Annotated in this window: 17 protein-coding genes; 9 read left to right on the top strand and 8 right to left on the bottom strand. The window is 72.3% G+C overall.

Translation table 11 applies throughout. The annotated features are described in order from the left end of the window. The first annotated feature begins 12 nt into the window (after positions 1 to 12). The 8 genes from C3E78_RS17335 (at position 13) to C3E78_RS17300 (ending at position 8,975) form a co-directional block, all read left to right on the top strand. Positions 13 to 1,485 (top strand): aldehyde dehydrogenase family protein, encoded by a 1,473-nt coding sequence (locus tag C3E78_RS17335; RefSeq protein ID WP_108580543.1) that lies wholly within the window; start codon positions 13 to 15, stop codon positions 1,483 to 1,485. Beyond that, positions 1,478 to 2,194, top strand: a complete 717-nt coding sequence (locus tag C3E78_RS17330; protein WP_108580542.1) for a GntR family transcriptional regulator — start codon at positions 1,478 to 1,480, stop codon at positions 2,192 to 2,194. The genes C3E78_RS17335 and C3E78_RS17330 overlap by 8 nt, the downstream gene beginning before the upstream one ends. Further along, on the top strand, positions 2,187 to 3,266 hold the full coding sequence (locus tag C3E78_RS17325; RefSeq protein ID WP_108580541.1) for an alkene reductase: 1,080 nt from the start codon (positions 2,187 to 2,189) through the stop codon (positions 3,264 to 3,266). The genes C3E78_RS17330 and C3E78_RS17325 overlap by 8 nt, the downstream gene beginning before the upstream one ends. An 11-nt stretch (positions 3,267 to 3,277) precedes the next feature. Then, on the top strand, positions 3,278 to 4,015 hold the full coding sequence (locus tag C3E78_RS17320) for an SDR family NAD(P)-dependent oxidoreductase (RefSeq protein ID WP_108580540.1): 738 nt from the start codon (positions 3,278 to 3,280) through the stop codon (positions 4,013 to 4,015). Continuing rightward, positions 4,012 to 4,776 carry an SDR family NAD(P)-dependent oxidoreductase gene (locus tag C3E78_RS17315; protein ID WP_108580539.1) on the top strand — a complete coding sequence of 255 codons (765 nt, stop codon included), beginning with the start codon at positions 4,012 to 4,014 and terminating at the stop codon, positions 4,774 to 4,776. Before C3E78_RS17320 ends, C3E78_RS17315 begins: the two co-directional genes overlap by 4 nt. Positions 4,777 to 4,840: 64 nt before the next feature. Next, a complete protein-coding gene (locus C3E78_RS17310; protein WP_108580538.1) occupies positions 4,841 to 6,226 on the top strand; it encodes an FAD-dependent oxidoreductase in 1,386 nt (461 codons plus the stop codon). Then, positions 6,223 to 7,602, top strand: coding sequence for an MmgE/PrpD family protein (locus tag C3E78_RS17305; RefSeq protein ID WP_108580537.1), 1,380 nt, complete (start codon positions 6,223 to 6,225; stop codon positions 7,600 to 7,602). Before C3E78_RS17310 ends, C3E78_RS17305 begins: the two co-directional genes overlap by 4 nt. Then, positions 7,599 to 8,975 carry an MmgE/PrpD family protein gene (locus C3E78_RS17300; RefSeq protein WP_108580536.1) on the top strand — a complete coding sequence of 459 codons (1,377 nt, stop codon included), beginning with the start codon at positions 7,599 to 7,601 and terminating at the stop codon, positions 8,973 to 8,975. The genes C3E78_RS17305 and C3E78_RS17300 overlap by 4 nt, the downstream gene beginning before the upstream one ends. On the opposite strand, the gene C3E78_RS17295 is transcribed toward C3E78_RS17300, so the two are convergent. From C3E78_RS17295 to C3E78_RS17260, 8 genes are all read right to left on the bottom strand, one after another. Beyond that, the gene (locus C3E78_RS17295) at positions 8,911 to 9,834 is read right to left on the bottom strand and encodes a DMT family transporter (protein ID WP_108580535.1); all 924 of its coding nucleotides are present in this window, start codon (positions 9,832 to 9,834) and stop codon (positions 8,911 to 8,913) included. The two genes, C3E78_RS17300 and C3E78_RS17295, sit on opposite strands and share 65 nt — an antisense overlap. Before the next feature lie 129 nt (positions 9,835 to 9,963). Then, the gene (locus C3E78_RS17290; protein ID WP_235833794.1) at positions 9,964 to 11,502 is read right to left on the bottom strand and encodes a S1C family serine protease; all 1,539 of its coding nucleotides are present in this window, start codon (positions 11,500 to 11,502) and stop codon (positions 9,964 to 9,966) included. A 69-nt stretch (positions 11,503 to 11,571) separates the two neighbouring features. Beyond that, the gene (locus C3E78_RS17285) at positions 11,572 to 12,972 is read right to left on the bottom strand and encodes a sensor histidine kinase (protein ID WP_235833793.1); all 1,401 of its coding nucleotides are present in this window, start codon (positions 12,970 to 12,972) and stop codon (positions 11,572 to 11,574) included. Next, positions 12,969 to 13,661: a response regulator transcription factor gene (locus C3E78_RS17280; RefSeq protein ID WP_108580534.1), complete on the bottom strand. Its 693-nt coding sequence runs from the start codon at positions 13,659 to 13,661 to the stop codon at positions 12,969 to 12,971. Before C3E78_RS17280 ends, C3E78_RS17285 begins: the two co-directional genes overlap by 4 nt. A 55-nt stretch (positions 13,662 to 13,716) precedes the next feature. Next, positions 13,717 to 14,583 carry a fructosamine kinase family protein gene (locus C3E78_RS17275; RefSeq protein ID WP_108580533.1) on the bottom strand — a complete coding sequence of 289 codons (867 nt, stop codon included), beginning with the start codon at positions 14,581 to 14,583 and terminating at the stop codon, positions 13,717 to 13,719. A 45-nt stretch (positions 14,584 to 14,628) separates the two neighbouring features. Beyond that, positions 14,629 to 15,117: a low molecular weight protein-tyrosine-phosphatase gene (locus tag C3E78_RS17270; RefSeq protein ID WP_108580532.1), complete on the bottom strand. Its 489-nt coding sequence runs from the start codon at positions 15,115 to 15,117 to the stop codon at positions 14,629 to 14,631. A 1-nt stretch (position 15,118) separates the two neighbouring features. Continuing rightward, on the bottom strand, positions 15,119 to 15,529 hold the full coding sequence (locus tag C3E78_RS17265; RefSeq protein WP_108580531.1) for a phage holin family protein: 411 nt from the start codon (positions 15,527 to 15,529) through the stop codon (positions 15,119 to 15,121). Positions 15,530 to 15,569: 40 nt separating this feature from the next. Further along, the gene (locus C3E78_RS17260; RefSeq protein ID WP_108580530.1) at positions 15,570 to 16,508 is read right to left on the bottom strand and encodes an EamA family transporter; all 939 of its coding nucleotides are present in this window, start codon (positions 16,506 to 16,508) and stop codon (positions 15,570 to 15,572) included. A 45-nt stretch (positions 16,509 to 16,553) separates the two neighbouring features. Between C3E78_RS17260 and hisC the strand changes: the two genes are divergently transcribed. Then, a complete protein-coding gene (hisC, locus tag C3E78_RS17255) occupies positions 16,554 to 17,618 on the top strand; it encodes a histidinol-phosphate transaminase (protein ID WP_108580529.1) in 1,065 nt (354 codons plus the stop codon). The last annotated feature ends 42 nt before the right edge of the window (positions 17,619 to 17,660 follow it).

The raw sequence follows: 17,660 nt of genomic DNA, 5'->3' as shown, positions 1-17,660 counted from the left end.
GAGGAGAACCCCATGACTGTTACACCTGACATCCACGCGCCCATCGAGCACACCAAGCTGCTGATCGGTGGCGAGTTCGTCGACGCGCTCGACGGCAAGGTCTTCGACACGATCAACCCGTCGACCGGCGAGGTCATCACCCAGGTCGCCGAGGGCAGCGCAGCCGACGTGGACCGCGCCGTCGCGGTCGCCCGTGACGCGTTCGAGAACGGCCCGTGGCGCCGGATGAAGCCCAACGAGCGCGCTGCTGCCCTGTGGCGTCTGGGTGACCTGCTGCTGGCGGACGCCGACGAGATGGGCCGCGTCGAGACCCTCGACCAGGGCAAGCCGTTCGCGTTCGCCAAGGGCGGCGACGTCCCGTCCGCGGCCGGCCTGTTCCACTACATGTCGGGCTTCGCGACGAAGCTCGAGGGCGCCACGATCCCGATCTCGGCGCCGGGCAACTTCCACACGTACACGCGGCGTGAGGCGCTCGGCGTCGTCGGCCTCATCGTGCCGTGGAACTTCCCGCTGACGATCAGCGCCTGGAAGCTCGCCCCGGCCCTCGCCGCCGGCAACACGGTGGTCCTCAAGCCCGCCGAGGCCACGCCGCTGTCGGCTCTGCGCCTGGGCCAGCTCGCTCTCGAGGCCGGCATCCCGCCGGGCGTGTTCAACGTCGTCAACGGCTACGGGTCGACGGTCGGCCAGCGGCTGGCCGAGCACCCCGACGTCGACAAGGTGTCGTTCACCGGCTCGACCGCGACCGGTCGTCGCATCCTCGACTCGGCCAAGGGCAACCTCAAGCGGGTCACCCTCGAGCTCGGCGGCAAGAGCGCCAACATCATCTTCCCGGACGCCGACATCGAGGCCGCGATCGCCGGGTCCTCGGCCGGCATCTTCTTCAACGCCGGCCAGGCGTGCGCCGCGGCATCGCGCCTGTACGTCCACGACGACGTGTACGACGAGGTCATCGCGGGCATGGCCGAGAAGGCCCGCCAGATCAAGGTCGGCGACGGCTTCGACCCGACCAGCGAGATCGGCCCGGTCGCCAGCAAGGAGCACTTCGACCGCGTCAGCGGATACCTCGAGGTCGGCAAGGGAGAGGGCGAGGTCGTCACCGGCGGCGCCCGCCTCGGCGAGCGTGGCTACTTCATCGAGCCGACGATCTTCGCGGGTGCTGCGCCCGACGCGCGCATCATCAAGGAGGAGATCTTCGGCCCCGTCGTCGTGGCCTCGCGCTTCAGCGACACCGACGACGTCATCGCCCAGGCGAACGACACGCGGTACGGCCTGGCGTCGGGCGTCTGGACCAGCAACGTCTCGACGGCACACTCGGTCGCGGCGCGGATCCAGGCCGGCACGGTGTGGGTCAACTCCTACGGCGTCTTCGACCCGTCGATGCCGTTCGGCGGCATGAAGGAGTCCGGTTGGGGCCGCGAGATGGGCCACGACGTCATGCACGACTACACCGACGTCAAGACGGTGTGCGTCAACATCGATGGCTGACACCTTCCGCGGGGACGGTGTCTCGCGGATCGACCGCAGCAACCTCACCCTGGCCGACAAGGTCGAGGCGCGGTTGCGCGAGGAGATCGTGCAGGGCGAGCGTCCCACGGGCTCGCGGCTGAACGAGGTCGAGATCGCAGCCGATCTCGGCGTCAGCCGCGGCCCGGTGCGCGAGGCGCTCCAGCGCCTCGCGCACCACGGCCTGGTGACCCTCGAGTCGCACCGGGGCGCGTTCGTGCGCAGCCTCGACCTCGGCGAGGTGCGGGAGCTGTTCGAGGTCCGCATCGCGCTCGAGTGCGAGGCGGCCGAGCTGGCCGCGATCCGGATCGACCGTTCGGGTCTCGGCTCGCTGGTGCAGGCCCAGGAGCAGGCCGTCTCCGAGGTCCGTCTCGGGCCTCGGGCCGGCGTGTTCGACACGCTCGACGTCCACGAGCTGATCGTGCGGCAGGCGGGCAACCAGCGCCTCGCCGACGCGGTCACGCAGGTCAACACCCAGCTGCGCCTGGCCCGCTCGCGGTCGGGCGCCACGGGCACTCGTGCCCGCGAGGCGGTGGACGAGCACCGCCAGCTCATCACCGCCCTCACCTCCCGGGACCCCGAAGGAGCGCGCCTCGCCATGAAGGCGCACCTGACCGCGTCCCTGCAGAACACCATGCAGATGCTGCAGGCCGTCGCCGGCCTGCCCACCGAAGGAGATCCGCGTGTCTGACACCCTCTTCACGCCCTGGAAGGTCGGCGGCATCGAGCTCGCCAACCGGGTCGTCATGGCGCCGATGACGCGCAACCGTGCGGACGTCGACGGCGTCCTGCCGGACAGTGCGATCGAGTACTACCGCCAGCGCGCGTGCGCCGGCCTCATCGTCACCGAGGCGACCCAGCCCAGCGCCGCCGGACAGGGCTACCCCGGCACGCCGGGCCTGCACACCGACGCCCAGCAGGACGCGTGGTCCCGGGTCGCGGACGCGGTGCACGGCGCCGGCGGTCGGGTCTTCCTGCAGATCATGCACACCGGTCGCATCGGTCACGCCTCGCTGCAGGCCGACGGCGGCCCGCAGCTCGCCCCGAGCGCCGTCCGCGCGAACCTCGAGGTCGCCACCGCCACGGGCGAGATGGTGCCTGCGCCCGAGCCGCGGGCGATGACGCACAAGGAGATCGCCACGACGATCGCGGACTACGCCTCGTGCGCCGCACGTGCGGTGGCCGCGGGCATGGACGGCGTCGAGATCCACGCCGCGAACGGCTACCTGCCCCACCAGTTCCTGTCTCCCGGCACCAACCGCCGCGACGACGAGTACGGCGGCAGCCCGGTCAACCGGGCGCGCTTCCTCGTCGAGCTGTCCCGCGCGGTCGCGGCGCAGATCGGTGCCGAGCGCGTCGGCATCCGCATCTCCCCGGGCGGTCAGTTCAACGACATGGCCGACCGCGACAACGAGGACACCTACCTGGCCCTCGTCGACGAGCTCGCGGCCGACGGCTTCGCGTACCTGCACACCCTGCGCGGACGCACGTCGGTGCTCCACGAGGAGCTGCGCCGCCGCTGGCCCTCGACGTACGTCGTGAACACCGGCTACATGGGCTCCAGCGAGATCGACGAGATCGGGCCGATCGTCGAGAACGGCGTTGCCGACCTCGTCAGCGTGGGCCGGCTGTTCATCTCCAACCCCGATCTCGTCGACCGCTGGAGGTCCGGCACCCCGCGTGCGGAGTGGGACGAGGACACCTTCTACGCCGGCGGGGACCGCGGCTACATCGACTACCCGACCGCCACGACGCAGGACTGAGAGGAATCACCATGTTCGACCTGAACGGCAAGATCGCCATCGTCACCGGAGGCGCCTCGGGCATCGGCGCCGCGACCGTCGAGGTGCTGCGCGGTGCCGGAGCGACCGTCATCGCCTGGGACCTCAACGAGGCTCCCGGCGTCGTCGGCACGGACATCACCAGCACGGCCTCGGTGGAGGCAGCCGCCTCGGCGGCGCTGGCCGAGCACGGCCGGGTCGACATCCTGGTCAACTGCGCCGGCATCATCACCGCGAACCTGCCCGCGCAGGAGGTCGACGCCGACGACTTCCGCCGGACGTACGACGTCAACGTGGTGGGCTCGTTCAACACCAGCAAGGCGCTGTACGCCGCGCTCAAGGCGTCCGGATCCGGCGCGATCGTCAACGTCGCGTCGCAGGCAGCGCTCGTGAGCCTGCCCGACCAGTCGGCGTACTCGGCCTCCAAGGGCGCCGTGGCGGCCCTGACCCGTTCGCTCGCGATCGACTGGGCGCCGGACAACATCCGCGTCAACGCGGTGTGCCCGGGCTTCACCCTGACGCCGATGGCCAAGCAGCAGATGACGCCCGAGCTCGATGCCGCGGTCTCGCGCCGCGTGCCGCTCGGCCGCATGTTCGAGCCCGAGGAGATCGGGCAGACGATCGCGTACCTCGCGTCCTCGTGGGCGTCGGCCGTGACGGGCGTCGTGATGGCGGTCGACGGCGGCTGGACCGCGGGCGAGCCGGCCCTGCCGATGGGCGGCGACGCATGAGCCGCTTCGACGGCAAGGTCGCCTGGGTCTCGGGCGCCAGCTCGGGCATCGGCCGCGGTGCCGCTGAGCGCCTCGCCGCGGAGGGCGCGACGGTCGTGCTGCTCGGCCGCGACGAGGACCGCCTGGCCGAGGTGGCCGCGTCGTGCGGCGACGCCGCGGTCACGGCCGCCTTCGACGTGGCGGTCGAGACCGAGGTCGACGCCCACGTCCCCGGGCTGTTGGAGCAGCACGGTGCACCCGACATCGTCGTGCACGCGGCGGGCATCACGGTCGTCGGCGCGCTCGACGCGCTGACGCCGCAGGAGTGGCACCGCCAGATGGACGTCAACCTGACGAGCCTGTTCCTGCTCAACCGGCACCTGTGGCCCGCGATGGTCCCGCGCGGCGGCTCGATCGTCACCCTCGGCTCGACCGCGTCGTTCGCGGGCTTCCCGCAGGACGCCGCGTACGTCGCGTCCAAGGGTGCGATCCTCGCGATGACGAAGGCCATGGCCCTGGACGGCGGACCGCACGGCATCCGGGTCAACTCGGTGTGCCCCGGCTTCATCCTGACCCCGAACCTCCAGGGCTACTTCGATGCCCAGGACGATCCCGCAGGCGCTGCCGCGGGAGCAGGGGCGGCCGCGCCCCTGGGCCGCATGGGCACGCCCGCCGACATCGCGGGCGCCATCGCGTACTTGGCGTCGGACGATGCCTCGTTCGTGACCGGCACGTCCATCCTGGTCGACGGCGGGCTGCTCGCCAAGGTGCCCACCGCCTGACCGGTGGTGGTGCACGTCCTGACACTGTTGAAGCGGCCGCTGATCGCGGCCCGGAAGGAAACTCATGAGCTCTGACCAGACCGCCCCCGAGAACGAGATCGACGTCGACGTCATCGTCGTGGGCGCTGGAGGAGGCGGCCTCGCGGCTGCCCTCGCGGCATCCGACGGCGGCGCGTCCGTGGTCGTGCTCGAGAAGCTCGACGCCCCGGGCGGGAACACAGCCCTGTCGACCGGCTCGATCCCCGCGGCGGGCTCCCGGTTCCAGCGCGAGGCGGGGGTCGAGGACGATCCGGACCGGATGACCGCCGACCTGCTGCGCCAGAGCGGGCCGCACGAGGCCGAGCACCTGACCCGCCGGCTCGCCGAGACGTCGGCCGAGCTCGTCGAGTGGCTCGTCGACGAGCACAAGATCGAGCTCGCGCTCATCACGGACTACAAGCACGTGGGTCACTCGGTGACCCGTCTGCACGCCCCCCGGTCACGCCGCGGCATCGACCTGTCCAACGACCTGGTCGCGGCGTGCCGCCGGGCCGGCGTCGAGGTCGTCACCGGCAACCCCGTCACCGAGCTGCTGGTCGAGGACGGCGTCGTGCGCGGCGTCGTGGTCGAGGGTGAGCGCACCGAGCGCTACACGATCCGGGCGAGCTCGGTCATCCTGGCGGCCAACGGCTACGCCGCCAACCGCTCGCTGGTCGAGAAGTGGGCCCCCGAGCTCGCGGGCCTGGAGTACTTCGGCGCCCACGGGTCGACCGGCGAGGCCATCGAGTGGGGCCTCGAGCTCGGCGGACGACTCCGCAACCAGGGCGCGTTCCAGGGCTACGCCGCGGTCGCGTACCCGCACGGCTCCATCCTGTCGTGGACGACGCAGGAGAAGGGCGGCGTGATCGTCGACTCGCGCGGTGTGCGGCTGGGCGACGAGATCGTCGGCTACTCCGGCTTCGCGGCCGAGGTCGTCAAGGGCACCGCACCCATCTGGGCGGTGTACGACTCCCGCATCCGGGACATCACGCTGCGTGAGGACGAGTTCGCCGAGCTCGTCGAGATGGGCGGCGCGAAGGAGTGCGCCACGCTCGAGGAGCTCGCCGCCCTCATCGGCGTCGACGTCGACGCGCTGCGCTCGACCCTCGAGGACTACGCGGCGGCCGCGCGGGGCGACCAGGCGGACACGCACGGCCGGACCGACTTCGGCATCGCCCCGCTCGAGGCGCCGTACGTGGCGTCCCGCGTCTCACCGGGCCTGTTCCACACCCAGGGCGGTCTCGACATCGACGCCGACGGGCGGGTCCTGCGCGAGGACGGCAGCTCCGTCCCCGGGCTCTTCGCCGTCGGCGGCGTGGCCGCCGGCGTCAGCGGGCAGCACGGTGGCCGCGGCTACTCGTCCGGGAACGGTCTGCTGACGGCGGTCGGACTGGGCCGGCTCGCGGGACTCGCCGCGACGGCGCGCCCGTGACGGGCGTCCCCGCCGGCTGGACGGCGTGGCGTGAGGACCTCGCCCGACGGATCGACGGCATCACGCCGGAGTCGCTGCTGGCGGACGAGGAGCTGCGCCGCAAGGCCGCACTCGTCCTGATGGACGACCTGGCCGCGATGGTCGTGGGCGCGACGCACGCCGAGGTCATCGCCCTCGCGCAGTCCTTCGCCTCCCCGATCGCGCCGGGGGAGTCGTTGACCGCTCTCGGCACCCGCGGCCCGCGTGACAAGGTCGCAGCGGTGAACGCGGCCGCGGCGGGGTGGGACGAGCTCGACGAGGGCTACCGTCCGGCCACCTGTCACGGCGGGCTGTACACCGTCCCGGCGGTCATCGCCGAGGCCGACGCAACAGGCCGGACGGTCGAGGAGGTGCTGACCGCGATCGTGCTGGGCTACGAGGTCGTCACGGCCTTCGCCCGGGCCTTCCCGGCCCCGCGCCCGCTCGTGCTCCACCCGCACGCGACGCTGTCGCCGATCGGCGCTGCCGCCGCGGTGACCTGGCTGCGCACCGGATCGGCCGAGCAGGTCATGGCCGCGGTCGACGTGGCCGTCACGCTCTCGATGTCGGGCCCGTTCAGCCACGCGGTCTCCGGAGCGCTGGTCCGCAACGCGTGGGCCGGCGCGGGCGCCGTGCTGGGCTTCCTCGCCTCGGACCTCGCCGCCGCCGGACTCGGAGGCGAGCCGACCGGAGCGCTCGACGTCTTCGCGGCGGGCTACGGCCACGCCACGGACGAGGCGGAGCTCACCGGGTCGACCGGGCGGTGGGCGATCCTGGACGGCTACCACAAGATCTACGCGGCCTGCCAGTACACGCACTCGGCGCTCGAGGCGGCGCTCGAGCTGACCGAGGGACCGCTCAGGGGACGGTCGATCGACGAGATCGCCGAGGTGGTGGTCGCGACCCACCCGCTCGCGTACTCCCTCGACAACCGGTCGCCCTCGACGACCCTCGCCGGCAAGTTCTCCCTGCCCCACGTGGTGGCCGCCGTGCTCGTCACGGGCAGGACGGATCCGCGGACGTTCGGCGAGGAGCTGCTCCACGACCCGGCGGTCGCCAGCCTGCGCGAGCGGGTCCGGCTCGTCCCGTTCGAGCCGCTGCCCGCCGCCCCCCACGACCGACCCGCCCGGCTGACCGTCAGGCTCACCGACGAGCCCGGCACGGTGCTCGAGGCGGACTGCATGAGTGCGATCGGCGGACCCGACCGGCCGCTCGAGGAGGACCAGGTGCTGGACAAGATCGCCGGCCTGACGCCGGCCACCCCGAACCTCGCCGCCCTCGCCCGGCGCGTGGTCACGACGCGCGAGCTGGACGGCGAGCCGTGGAGCGCCCTGGTCACCGAGGCGTGGCAGCGATGACCGCCGTGAGCCTCACCGAGGATCTGATCTCCCGCGCACGCGCCCTGCACGGCGCGGTGCCCGACGACGTGATGACGTCTGCCCGGCTGCACCTGCTCGACGCCCTCGGCGTCGGCGCGCTCGGTGCCCGTCGTGGCCCGCTGAAGGGATTCTCCCGGCTGGCCGCGGGTGGCCAGGGCCCGTCGAGCGTGCTCGGCACCTCCGGCGGCGCGCCGGCTCCGGTGGCCGCGCTGGTCAACGGCGCCTACATCCACTCGCTCGAGTACGACGACACGCACGTCGCCTCGGTGATGCACGGCAGCGCGACCCTGGCCCCGGCCGCCCTGGCCGTCGCCCAGGAGACGGGCGCCGACGGCGCGGCGATGCTGTCGGCGTACGCGCTCGCGTGGGAGGTCCTGATCCGCATGGGCCAGGCGAGCCCGGGCACGCTGCAGGCCCGCGGGTTCCAGACCACGTCGACCGCGGGTCCGTTCGCGGCGGCGCTCGTGTCGACGCTCCTGCACGGCGACGACCCCGAGCTCGCGCTCCACGCCCTCGGCATCGCGGGCAGCCAGCCGGGCGGCACCTTTGCGTTCCTCGACGAGGGCAGCACGGTCAAGGCCGGACAGCCCGCGTGGGCGGCGCACTCGGGCATCTGGGCGGCCGAGATGGCTCGCGCGGGCATGACCGGTCCGTCACGCGTCCTCGAGGGCGAGCGGGGCTTCTTCCAGCTCTACGCGGACGACGCGGGTGCCCCCGACCGCCTGCGCGACGAGCTCGCGACCCTCGGCGAGCGCTGGCACCTGCCGGACGCCGCCTTCAAGCTGATCCCCTGCTGCCACTTCATCCACCCGTTCGTGGAGGCCCTCGGTCTCGTGCTCGACGACGGCATCGAGGCCGGGCAGATCGCCCGCATCCACTGCCACGTCCCCCGGGGCGCGGTGCCGGTCATCGCCGAGCCGTGGGCCGATCGCCAGACTCCGAGGACGCCGCACGACGGACGCTGGAGCCTGCCGTACGTCCTGGCCGGCCGGGCGGTCGACGGACGGGTCGATCTCGACCTGTTCGACACGCCCGTGGGCGGTGACCGGCTCGACCTGTCGCGGCGGATCTCCTACGAGGTGTGGGAGGACTCCGGCTTCCCGGCCAGGTTCCCCGCCCGCGTCGAGGTGACGCTCACCGACGGTCGCGTGATCGAGTCGTCGGTGGACGACGTCATCGGCGGTGCGGGACGCCCCGTCGAGGCCACGGCGGTGCGGGCCAAGGCGCGCGCCAACCTGCTGGCTGCGGGTCTGGACGAGGACGCCGCCGCACGGCTCGAGCGCGAGCTCATCGACGAGCCGACACCCCGTCCCGGGCTGGTGGGCGAGATCCTCGCGGGCGCAGCCGGGTGATCGCCACGCCGACCAGGCACAGCGCCCCGCCGACGAACGCCAGCGCGACCGGCACCTCGTCGAGCACCGCCCACGACACGAGGGTCGCGACCGCCGGCACCAGGTAGGTCGTGGACGCGGCCTGGCCGGCGGAGATCCGCTGCAGGGCGTAGGACCACGTGCTGAAGCCGATGGCGGTGGGGAAGACACCCAGGTAGACGAGCCACAGCAGGTCGTGGACCGAGGCGGTGGAGACCTCGTCGACCAGGGCGGGGGCGAAGGGCAGGCACGCGACGACGCCGACCACGCAGCCGAGCCACACGCACATGACCGGGCTGACGAAGGCCAGCACCGGCTTCTGCACGAGGGCGCCGGTGGCGTAGAAGAGTGCGGCGAGCACGCACAGCACCACACCGGCGGTGGACGGGGACTGGCCGCCGGCCGCGTGCTGGTCGCCGCCGAGCGCGATCAGCGCGACGCCCGCGAACGCGACCAGCATCCCGATGATGAGTGGCCGCGGGAAGCCGTCCTTGAAGATGAACCCGGCGAGCAGGGCGATCAGCGCTGGAGCGATGTTGACGATCAGCGCCGTCGTGCCGGCGTCGAGATCGCGCTCGGCGGCGTTGAGCGCGATGTTGTAGGCGACGGACCAGGTCAGGCCGTAGACGACCACGAGGCCCAGGATGCGGCCGCGGGGGATCCCGGCGGCCGTCGGTCGAGCCACCGCGAGGAGCGCCACCGCGCCGACCACGAGCCGTCCGAGCGTCAGCGAGCCCGGGGAGAACGTGTCGCCCACGGCCCGGATCGCGACGAACGCCGACGCCCACAGCACCACCGTGACGAGGAGGGCCGGCAGGGACAGGTCGCGATCGGTCTTCACACCGTCACGCTAGTGGCGGTCACCGGCGAGGACGAGCGGGAATCGGCCATCCACCTGGGATGGCCGAGGACGGACGACGGCCCCGGTCTCGTCGCAGGGACGAGGCCGGGGCCGTGGCGGTGACGTGTCCTACTCGGTCTTGCCGCCGTCGGACCCGAGGGTCACGTCCGTCTCGGCCTTCTTGCCGCCGCGGGTGTACGTCAGCGTGATCTTCTCGCCGGGGTTGAAGCCGCGGACCGCCGCGACCAGGGCTTCCGAGCTCGGGATCAGCGTGCCGTTGACCGCGGTGATGACGTCGCCCTTCTTGAGCCCGGCCTTCTCCGCGGCACCGCCGGCGGTGACGCCCTCGACCTGGGCGCCGACACCCGTGATGCCGTCGGGGCCGAGGAAGTTGTCGACGCTCACGCCGATCTGCGCGTGCTGCACCTTCTTGCCGTCCAGCAGCTGCTTGGCCACGTTCTTGGCCAGGTCGATCGGGATCGCGAAGCCCAGGCCGATCGAGCCGGACTCGCCGGACGTCGTGGTGCCGGAGCGGATCGCGGAGTTGATCGCGATGACGTTGCCCTCGAGGTCGACCAGCGGTCCGCCCGAGTTGCCCGGGTTGATCGCGGCGTCGGTCTGGACCGCGGGGAACGTCGTCGGGGTCCCGGTCCCGGTGCCGTCCGAGGACGACACGGGGCGGTTGAGCGCCGAGATGATGCCGGACGTGACGGTGCTCTCGAGGCCGAACGGCGAGCCGATCGCGATGACCTCCTGACCGACCTTGAGGTCGGCGGAGTCGCCGAGCGTCGCCGGCTCCAGGCCGCTCTTGCCTTCGGCCTTGATGACCGCGAGATCCGTCTTCACGTCGGTGCCCACGATCTCGGCCTTGGCGTTGCTGCCGTCGTTGAACGCCACGGTGATCGTGCCGCCGTCGCCGGCGACGTCCACGACGTGGTTGTTGGTGAGGATCTCGCCGTCCGAGCTGATGATGATGCCGGTGCCCGAGCCGGACTCCTGCTGGCCCTTCACGTTGATCTGCACGACGGACGGCAGGACCTTCGCCGCGACGGCCTGGACGGTGCCGCCGCTCACCTTGGTGTCGGTCGCCGAGTTGTCCTTGTCCAGCGAGCTGACCGTGCTGCCGCTGGTGCCGGAGTCGTCATTGGTCTGGTCGTAGACGTACGCGCCGCCGAAACCGGCGCCGCCGGCCAGCACCAGCAGGGCGAGGGCGCCGGCGAGGGCGCGGCCGCGCCGCTTCTTCGGCGGGGTCGTGCCCGTGGAGCCGGAGCCGGCCTGTCCGGAGCCGTCACCGGCGAACGGGGGCAGCGGTGCGGTGGGCTCGTAGCCCCGCTGGTCGGCGGGGGCCGACGAGTACGCGGGCGCGCCCGCGCCGGTGTTCTGGTCCGACGCCATCGCCTCGTAGCGGTGCGTGTGGTCCTCGGGCGCCGGCGGGTAGTCCGCCTGCGGCACGGTGCCCGGGCCGCCCTCGGACGTGGGGGTGGGCTCCGGACCGGAGGGAGCGGGCGGCGCCGGGGGCTGCGACACGACAGGCTGCGACACGACCGGCTCGGACGGCGCACTCTCCGGCGCCTGGGTCGCGGGCTCGGCGGGCTGGGGGTCGTTCTGGTCGCGGTCCGCCGGCGGGACGTAGGGCTTGGCGGCGAACGGGTCGTTCGAATCGGTCATGGACATAGATTCTCGCCTATCACTGAGATGGTTCTGAGAGCGGAGTGTGAGCGAGGCAAGAACGTGCCGTCACTCGTCCGGCGCGGTCTCCGGCAGGGTGAGAGTGAACGTCGTCCCGCCCGATGGCGGCGACGACACCTCAACCGTGCCGCCGTGGCGCTCCGCGGCCCGTTTGACGATCGAGAGGCCCAGCCCCGAGCCGGGCAGCGTCCGCGCCTCGCTCGAGCGGTAGAACCGGTCGAAGATGTGCGGCAGGTCCTCGGGGCTGATGCCGGGCCCCTCGTCGGCGATGGTCAGGACGCCGTCCTCGAGGCGTACGCGGATCCGGCCGCCGGGCGGGCTCCACTTCGTCGCGTTGTCCAGCAGGTTGGTGACGGCCCGCTCCAGCAGCTGCGGCTCGCCCATGACCATCCAGGACCTGAGGTCGACGTCGAGCTGCACGTCGTGCGCCCGCAGGCGCACGCGCTCGACGGCCTGCCGGACCACGTCGGCGAGGTCGAGGGGCTCGGGGGCCCGGGTCATCGGCTCGTCGCGGGCGAGCTCGACCAGGTCGCCCACGAGCGTCGTCAGCTCCTCGAGCTGGGCGCGGACGTCGTCCATGATCTCGTGGCGCTGGTCGGCGCTGAGCTGGCGGTCGCTGCTGTCCGCGGCCTGGCCGATGAGCTCGATGTTGGTGCGCAGACTGGTCAACGGGGTGCGCAGCTCGTGCCCGGCGTCGGCGACGAGCTGGCGCTGGCGCTCCTGCGACGCGTCGAGGGCCTGGAGCATCGCGTTGAAGGACGTCGTCAGGCGGGCCAGCTCGTCGTGCCCGGTGACCTCGATCGGCTCGAGCTCGGACGTGCGGGCGACGCGCTCGGTCGCCTCGGTCAGCCGGCGGACGGGACGCAGGCCGTTCGTCGCGACCGCCCAGCCGGCGAGCCCGGCGATCGCCACGCCGGCGATCGTGGACAGGATCAGGATGAGCTGGAGCCGCTCCAGCGCCCGGTCGATCGACTCCATCGACTGGGCCACGACGAGGGCGGTGCCCGTCCCCGCCTGCACCGCCACGACTCGGTACGGCGTCCCGTTGATCGTGACGGTCCGCATCGACTGCGGGGTCTGGCCGACCGAGACCTCGACCTCGCGGTAGCTCTTGAACGGCACGACGGTGTCGGGGGTGTTGTCGTCGCTCGCGAACAGCCGGCCGCCCTTGACGATGAAGATCTGGACGTCGGCGATCTCCTGCAGCTGGGCGGGCAGCCCCTGGGAGATCGCGGTTTGGGCGATCCCGGCGTTGACCGCGGCGTCGGCGCGCCGCAGCATCGACTCGTCCAGTGAGCTCTCGAACTCGGCGCGCACCACGACGTACACCAGCGCGCTGACCAGGCCCAGCACCGCCGCGACCGCCATGGTCGTGAGTATCGCGACGCGCAGGGCCAGCGTCATGCGCCCGGTGATCCTCTGCAGGGCGCGATGGACGCTGTCGATCACGGCGGCGTCTCGCGCAGGACGTACCCGACGCCACGCACGGTGTGCAGCAGTCGCGGTTCGCCCTCGGCCTCCAGCTTGCGCCGGACGTAGCCGACGTACACCTCGAGCGAGTTCGCCGTCGTGGGGAAGTCGAAGCCCCAGACCTCCTCCAGGATGAACGACCGCTCGAGGACGCGCCGCGGCCGCTGCAGGAACAGCTCGAGCAGGGCGAACTCGGTGCGCGTCAGCGACAGCGACCGGTTGCCCCGGGTGACGTCACGGGTGACCGGGTCCAGCGAGAGATCGGCGAAGGTCAGGGGCGCCTCGTCCGGCTTGACCTCGGCCGCCCGGGAGGACCGGCGCAGCAGCGAGCGGATGCGCGCCAGCAGCTCCTCCAGCGCGAACGGCTTGGTCAGGTAGTCGTCGGCGCCGGCGTCGAGGCCGTCGACCCGGTCCGACACGGCGTCGCGGGCGGTGAGCACGAGGATCGGCACGTCGTTGCCCGCGTTGCGCAGCGCGCGCGTCGCCTCCAGGCCGTCGAGCTTGGGCATCATGACGTCCATGACGATGGCGTCGGGGTTGATCTGGGGCACCCGGGCGAGCGCCTCGGCGCCGTCGGACGCGAGGTCGACCGTGTAGCCGTTGAACTCCAGGGACCGGCGCAACGAGTCGCGCACGGCGCGGTCATCGTCGACGACAAGGATGCGCATGGGTGACAGTCTGCCCGGGGTGCCTGAAGGAGTCCTGAGATCCCGAGGATCCGTGTCAGGCCGAGAGGGCGGCCTGCGCCGCGGCGGCCGCCCGGGCACCGTACGTGCCGCCGAAGAGGACCGCGTGCACGAGCAGGGGGTGCAGCTGGTGCAGGGGCAGGCGGTCGTGCCAGCCCTCGGCGAGCGGGTACGCCTCGGCGTAGGCGTCGAGGATGCGCTGCAGGTGCGGGGCGCCGAACAGCGACAGCATCGCGAGGTCGGTCTCCCGGTGGCCGCCGTGGGCCGCCGGGTCGATGATCCAGACGTCGCCGTCCGATCCCCACACCAGGTTGCCCGACCAGAGGTCCCCGTGGATCCGCGCCGGCGGCTCGGCGGGACCGGCGAGGTCGTGGATGCGGCGCATCGCGGTCTCGATCGTGGTCGCCTGCTCGACCGTCAGCGCCTGGCGGTCGACCGCGGCCCGGACGTACGGCATGACCCGTCGGGAGGCGAAGAACTCCGGCCAGGTCGGCAACGGGCGGTTGGGCAGCGGCGCCAGGCCGATGAAGCCATCCTTCACGGCGCCGAACGTGTCCGCGCCCGCCCGGTGGGTCGTGGCCAGGTCGCGCCCGAACCGCTCGGCGACGTCGGGCGTCGGCTTGCCCGGCTCGACCCAGTCCACGACGAGACAGTCCTCGGCAACGGCCAGCACGGTCGGGACCTTCGCGCCGCCCGCCTCGGCGAGCCACTGCAGTCCCTCGGCCTCGCGAGGGAAGAAGCCGGCCGGGGCGTGCGGGCGGGTCTTGATCATCGCGCCGCGTCCGTCGGTCAGCCGCAGACGGGTCGCGGTGCAGATGTCACCGCCGGCCACAGGGGTCGTCGAGACGACGCCGAGCCCGAGGAGCGCCTCGGCCCGTGCGGCGGTCCCTGCCATGCGTGCCATGCCCTCGACGTTACCGCGTGGCAGTGGTCCGCCCGGGGGCCGCCGTCAGGACGTCATCAGCTCGGGGAGTCGCCGCACCAGCTCGTCGGTGGTCCGCTCGATCATCGCCAGGACGAGCGCGAAGCCCTCGTCGCCGCCGTGCCACGGGTCGGGCACCTCGTCGTCGCCGGCCGACGCCTCGGGGTCGAACTCGCGGAACAGGTGCACCTGCTCCTGCTGCGCCACCGTCGGCGCCAGATCGATCATGTCGGCCCGGTTGCTGTGGTCCATCGCCAGCAGCAGGTCGTTCTCGGCGTACCAGTCGGTGTCGAAGGTCCGGGCCCGATGGCGGGACGGGTCGTACCCGGCCTCGCGCAGCACCGCGGCAGACCGCGGGTCCATGGGCTGGCCGACGTGCCAGTCACCCGTGCCGGCCGACACGACCTCGACCCGGTCGGCGAGCCCCGCAGCGGCCAGCCGGTCCTCGAGGACGACGTGGGCGGTGGGCGAGCGGCAGATGTTGCCCAGGCAGACCAGGGCGATGCGGTAGGCCACGTCAGCGGCGGATGATGCGGACGTTGCGCTCCGGCGGGTTCACGAACGCGCCGACGATCGACTGGCTCAGCGAGATGACGATCGAGGCCAGCACGGCCCACCAGAAGCCGTCGATGTGGAACGCGACGTCGAACGCGTCGGTGATCTTCTCGGTGAGGAGCAGCAGCAGCGCGTTGATGACGAGCAGTGCGAGGCCGAGCGTGACGATGATGAACGGCAGCGACAGCACCTTGATGATCGGGCCGACGATGGCGTTGACGATCGTGAACACCAGGGCGACGAGCAGCACCGCGATGATGCGCGTCGACGTCGGGTCGTCGGACTCGCCGATGCCCATGTGGTCACCGAGCAGCCAGGCCGCCACGCAGAGGGCGACGGCACTGACGAACCAGGTCGAGAGGAAACGCTCCATGGCCCCGATTGTTGCACCTCGGGTCGCGGGACCGTCGCGGTCAGGGCGCAGGGATCGTGAGCTCTGCCCGCCGGGACGTCTGGGCCAGGACGATGCCGGCCAGGACGGCGGCGGCGCCGACGAGCTGGACGGGGGTCAGCGACTCGCGGAACCACGCCCAGCCCAGGACGTTCGCGATGACCGGCTCGAGCATCGCGACGACGGTCACGACCGTGGCGGGCAGGTGCTGCAGCGCGATCATCTCGAGGAAGAACGGCAGGACCGTCCCCATCACCACGACGACGCCCACGACGACCCACGGGTTGACGTCGTGACCGTCCAGGCGGCCCAGCAGCGTGGTGCTGCCGGGCAGGTCCGGCGTCGTCCAGATCGGCTGGATGAGGTTCATCGCGACGGTCGCCACGACGAACGCCCAGAGGATGACCCGCAGCGGGTCGTCGAAGCCGACGTTGTGCTCGCCGATGAGGAAGTACGCCGCGAAGCAGACCGCCGCGAGCAGGGCCATCAGGACGCCCAGCCCGTCCAGCTCGATGCCGTTCCAGACCCGGCCGACGACCGCGAGCCCGACGACCGACAGCGCGACCGCGGCCCACATCCGTGGGCGCACGTGCTCCTTGCGGACGAAACGGACCCACAGCACCACGAGGACCGGGGCGAGGTACTCGATCAGCAGGGCGATGCCGAGCGGCAGGCGGTCGATCGCGACGTTGTACGTCAGCTGCAGACCGGTGACCCCGACGAGCCCGAGCGCCATGACCAGGATCAGCGCGCTGCCCCGCGGGCGTCGCAGGGCGGTCCGGCGGAAGCACGCGGCGTACGCGACGAACACCGCCGTGGCACCCGTGATGCGCAGCGTCGTGAACGCCTCCGGGGTCAGGCCCGACCCCATCGCGACGCGCGAGACGCCGCCGTTGATGCCGAACAGCACCGCCGCGACGATGACGAGGACGTACCCGAGGCGCGGGTTGCGGGCTGGCACCCCACGATTCTGTCAGCCGCACCGGCCGGGGATACGTTGGGCTGCATGTCTGCACCGCGTGCCCGCAAGGCCCTCGACGGGATCCCGCTCTACCGCGCCGGCAAGGCCGCGCTGACCGAGGAGCACAAGCTCTCCAGCAACGAGAACCCGTACGCCCCCCTGCCCGGGGTGATGGAGCGCGCGGCCGCCGAGCTCGGCCGGATGAACCGGTACCCCGACGCCGGCATGACCACGCTGTACGACGCCCTGGCCAAGCGCCTCGGACTGTCGCCGGACCACTTCGCGGCCGGCACCGGCTCGGTCGCGGTCCTGTTCTCGCTGCTCAACGCCCACCTGGAGGACGGCGACGAGATCGTCCACGCCTGGCGGTCGTTCGAGGCGTACCCGATCGCGATCGACCTGACCGGTGCCACCGCCGTCCGCGTCCCGCTGCGGCCCGACGCGGGCCACGACCTCGACGCGATGGCGGACGCGATCACCGAGCGCACCAAGGTCGTCCTGGTCTGCACCCCCAACAACCCGACGGGGCCCGTCGTGACCGCCGCGGAGCTGCGGTCCTTCCTCGCCCGCGTGCCCGACCACGTGATGGTCGTCATCGACGAGGCGTACGTCGAGTTCGTCCGTGACCCCGCCGCTGCGAAGGGGCTCGACGCGCTCGCCGACCACGACAACGTCGTGGTCCTGCGCACCTTCTCCAAGGCGTACGGGCTGGCGGGGCTGCGGGTCGGGTACGCGATCGCCCGTCCCGAGGTCGCCGAGTCGATCCGCAAGGCCACGCCGCCCTTCACGGTCACCGACGTGGCCCAGGCGGCCGCCGTCGCGTCGCTGGACGCGCAGGACGCGCTCGACGAGCGGGTCGAGCTCATCGTGCAGGAACGCATCGCGATGGTCGCGGCACTGCGCGCGCAGGGCTGGCACGTGCCGGAGACCGAGGCCAACTTCGTCTGGCTGCCGCTCGACGAGGACGCCATCAGCTTCAGCGCCGCGTGCGACCCCGTCTCGGTGCGGCCGTTCGCGGGTGAGGGCGTACGGATCAGCGTCGGCACGCCCGCGGTCAACGCCCAGCTCATCGAGCTGGCCGGCTCCTGGCGGACCCGGAACACCGCCTGACGCCCGCCCGGGTGGATCTGAGGTCTCCGGGCGGCTACGGTG

The sequence above is a fragment of the Aeromicrobium chenweiae genome (genome assembly GCF_003065605.1).
In the GTDB taxonomy this organism is placed as follows: Bacteria; Actinomycetota; Actinomycetes; order Propionibacteriales; family Nocardioidaceae; genus Aeromicrobium; species Aeromicrobium chenweiae.
The sequence above is the reverse complement of the archived record's forward strand: the minus strand, read 5'-3'. Positions and strand labels throughout refer to the sequence as shown.

Bases quoted from the DNA above. Each gene is read 5' to 3' on its own strand.
- C3E78_RS17335 (WP_108580543.1), top strand. From the start codon at position 13: ATGACTGTTACACCTGACATCCACGCGCCCATCGAGCACACCAAGCTG.
- C3E78_RS17330 (WP_108580542.1), top strand. From the start codon at position 1,478: ATGGCTGACACCTTCCGCGGGGACGGTGTCTCGCGGATCGACCGCAGC.
- C3E78_RS17320 (WP_108580540.1), top strand. From the start codon at position 3,278: ATGTTCGACCTGAACGGCAAGATCGCCATCGTCACCGGAGGCGCCTCG.
- C3E78_RS17315 (WP_108580539.1), top strand. From the start codon at position 4,012: ATGAGCCGCTTCGACGGCAAGGTCGCCTGGGTCTCGGGCGCCAGCTCG.
- C3E78_RS17310 (WP_108580538.1), top strand. From the start codon at position 4,841: ATGAGCTCTGACCAGACCGCCCCCGAGAACGAGATCGACGTCGACGTC.
- C3E78_RS17300 (WP_108580536.1), top strand. From the start codon at position 7,599: ATGACCGCCGTGAGCCTCACCGAGGATCTGATCTCCCGCGCACGCGCC.
- C3E78_RS17290 (WP_235833794.1), bottom strand. From the start codon at position 11,502: ATGACCGATTCGAACGACCCGTTCGCCGCCAAGCCCTACGTCCCGCCG.
- C3E78_RS17280 (WP_108580534.1), bottom strand. From the start codon at position 13,661: ATGCGCATCCTTGTCGTCGACGATGACCGCGCCGTGCGCGACTCGTTG.
- C3E78_RS17275 (WP_108580533.1), bottom strand. From the start codon at position 14,583: ATGGCACGCATGGCAGGGACCGCCGCACGGGCCGAGGCGCTCCTCGGG.
- C3E78_RS17265 (WP_108580531.1), bottom strand. From the start codon at position 15,529: ATGGAGCGTTTCCTCTCGACCTGGTTCGTCAGTGCCGTCGCCCTCTGC.
- hisC (WP_108580529.1), top strand. From the start codon at position 16,554: ATGTCTGCACCGCGTGCCCGCAAGGCCCTCGACGGGATCCCGCTCTAC.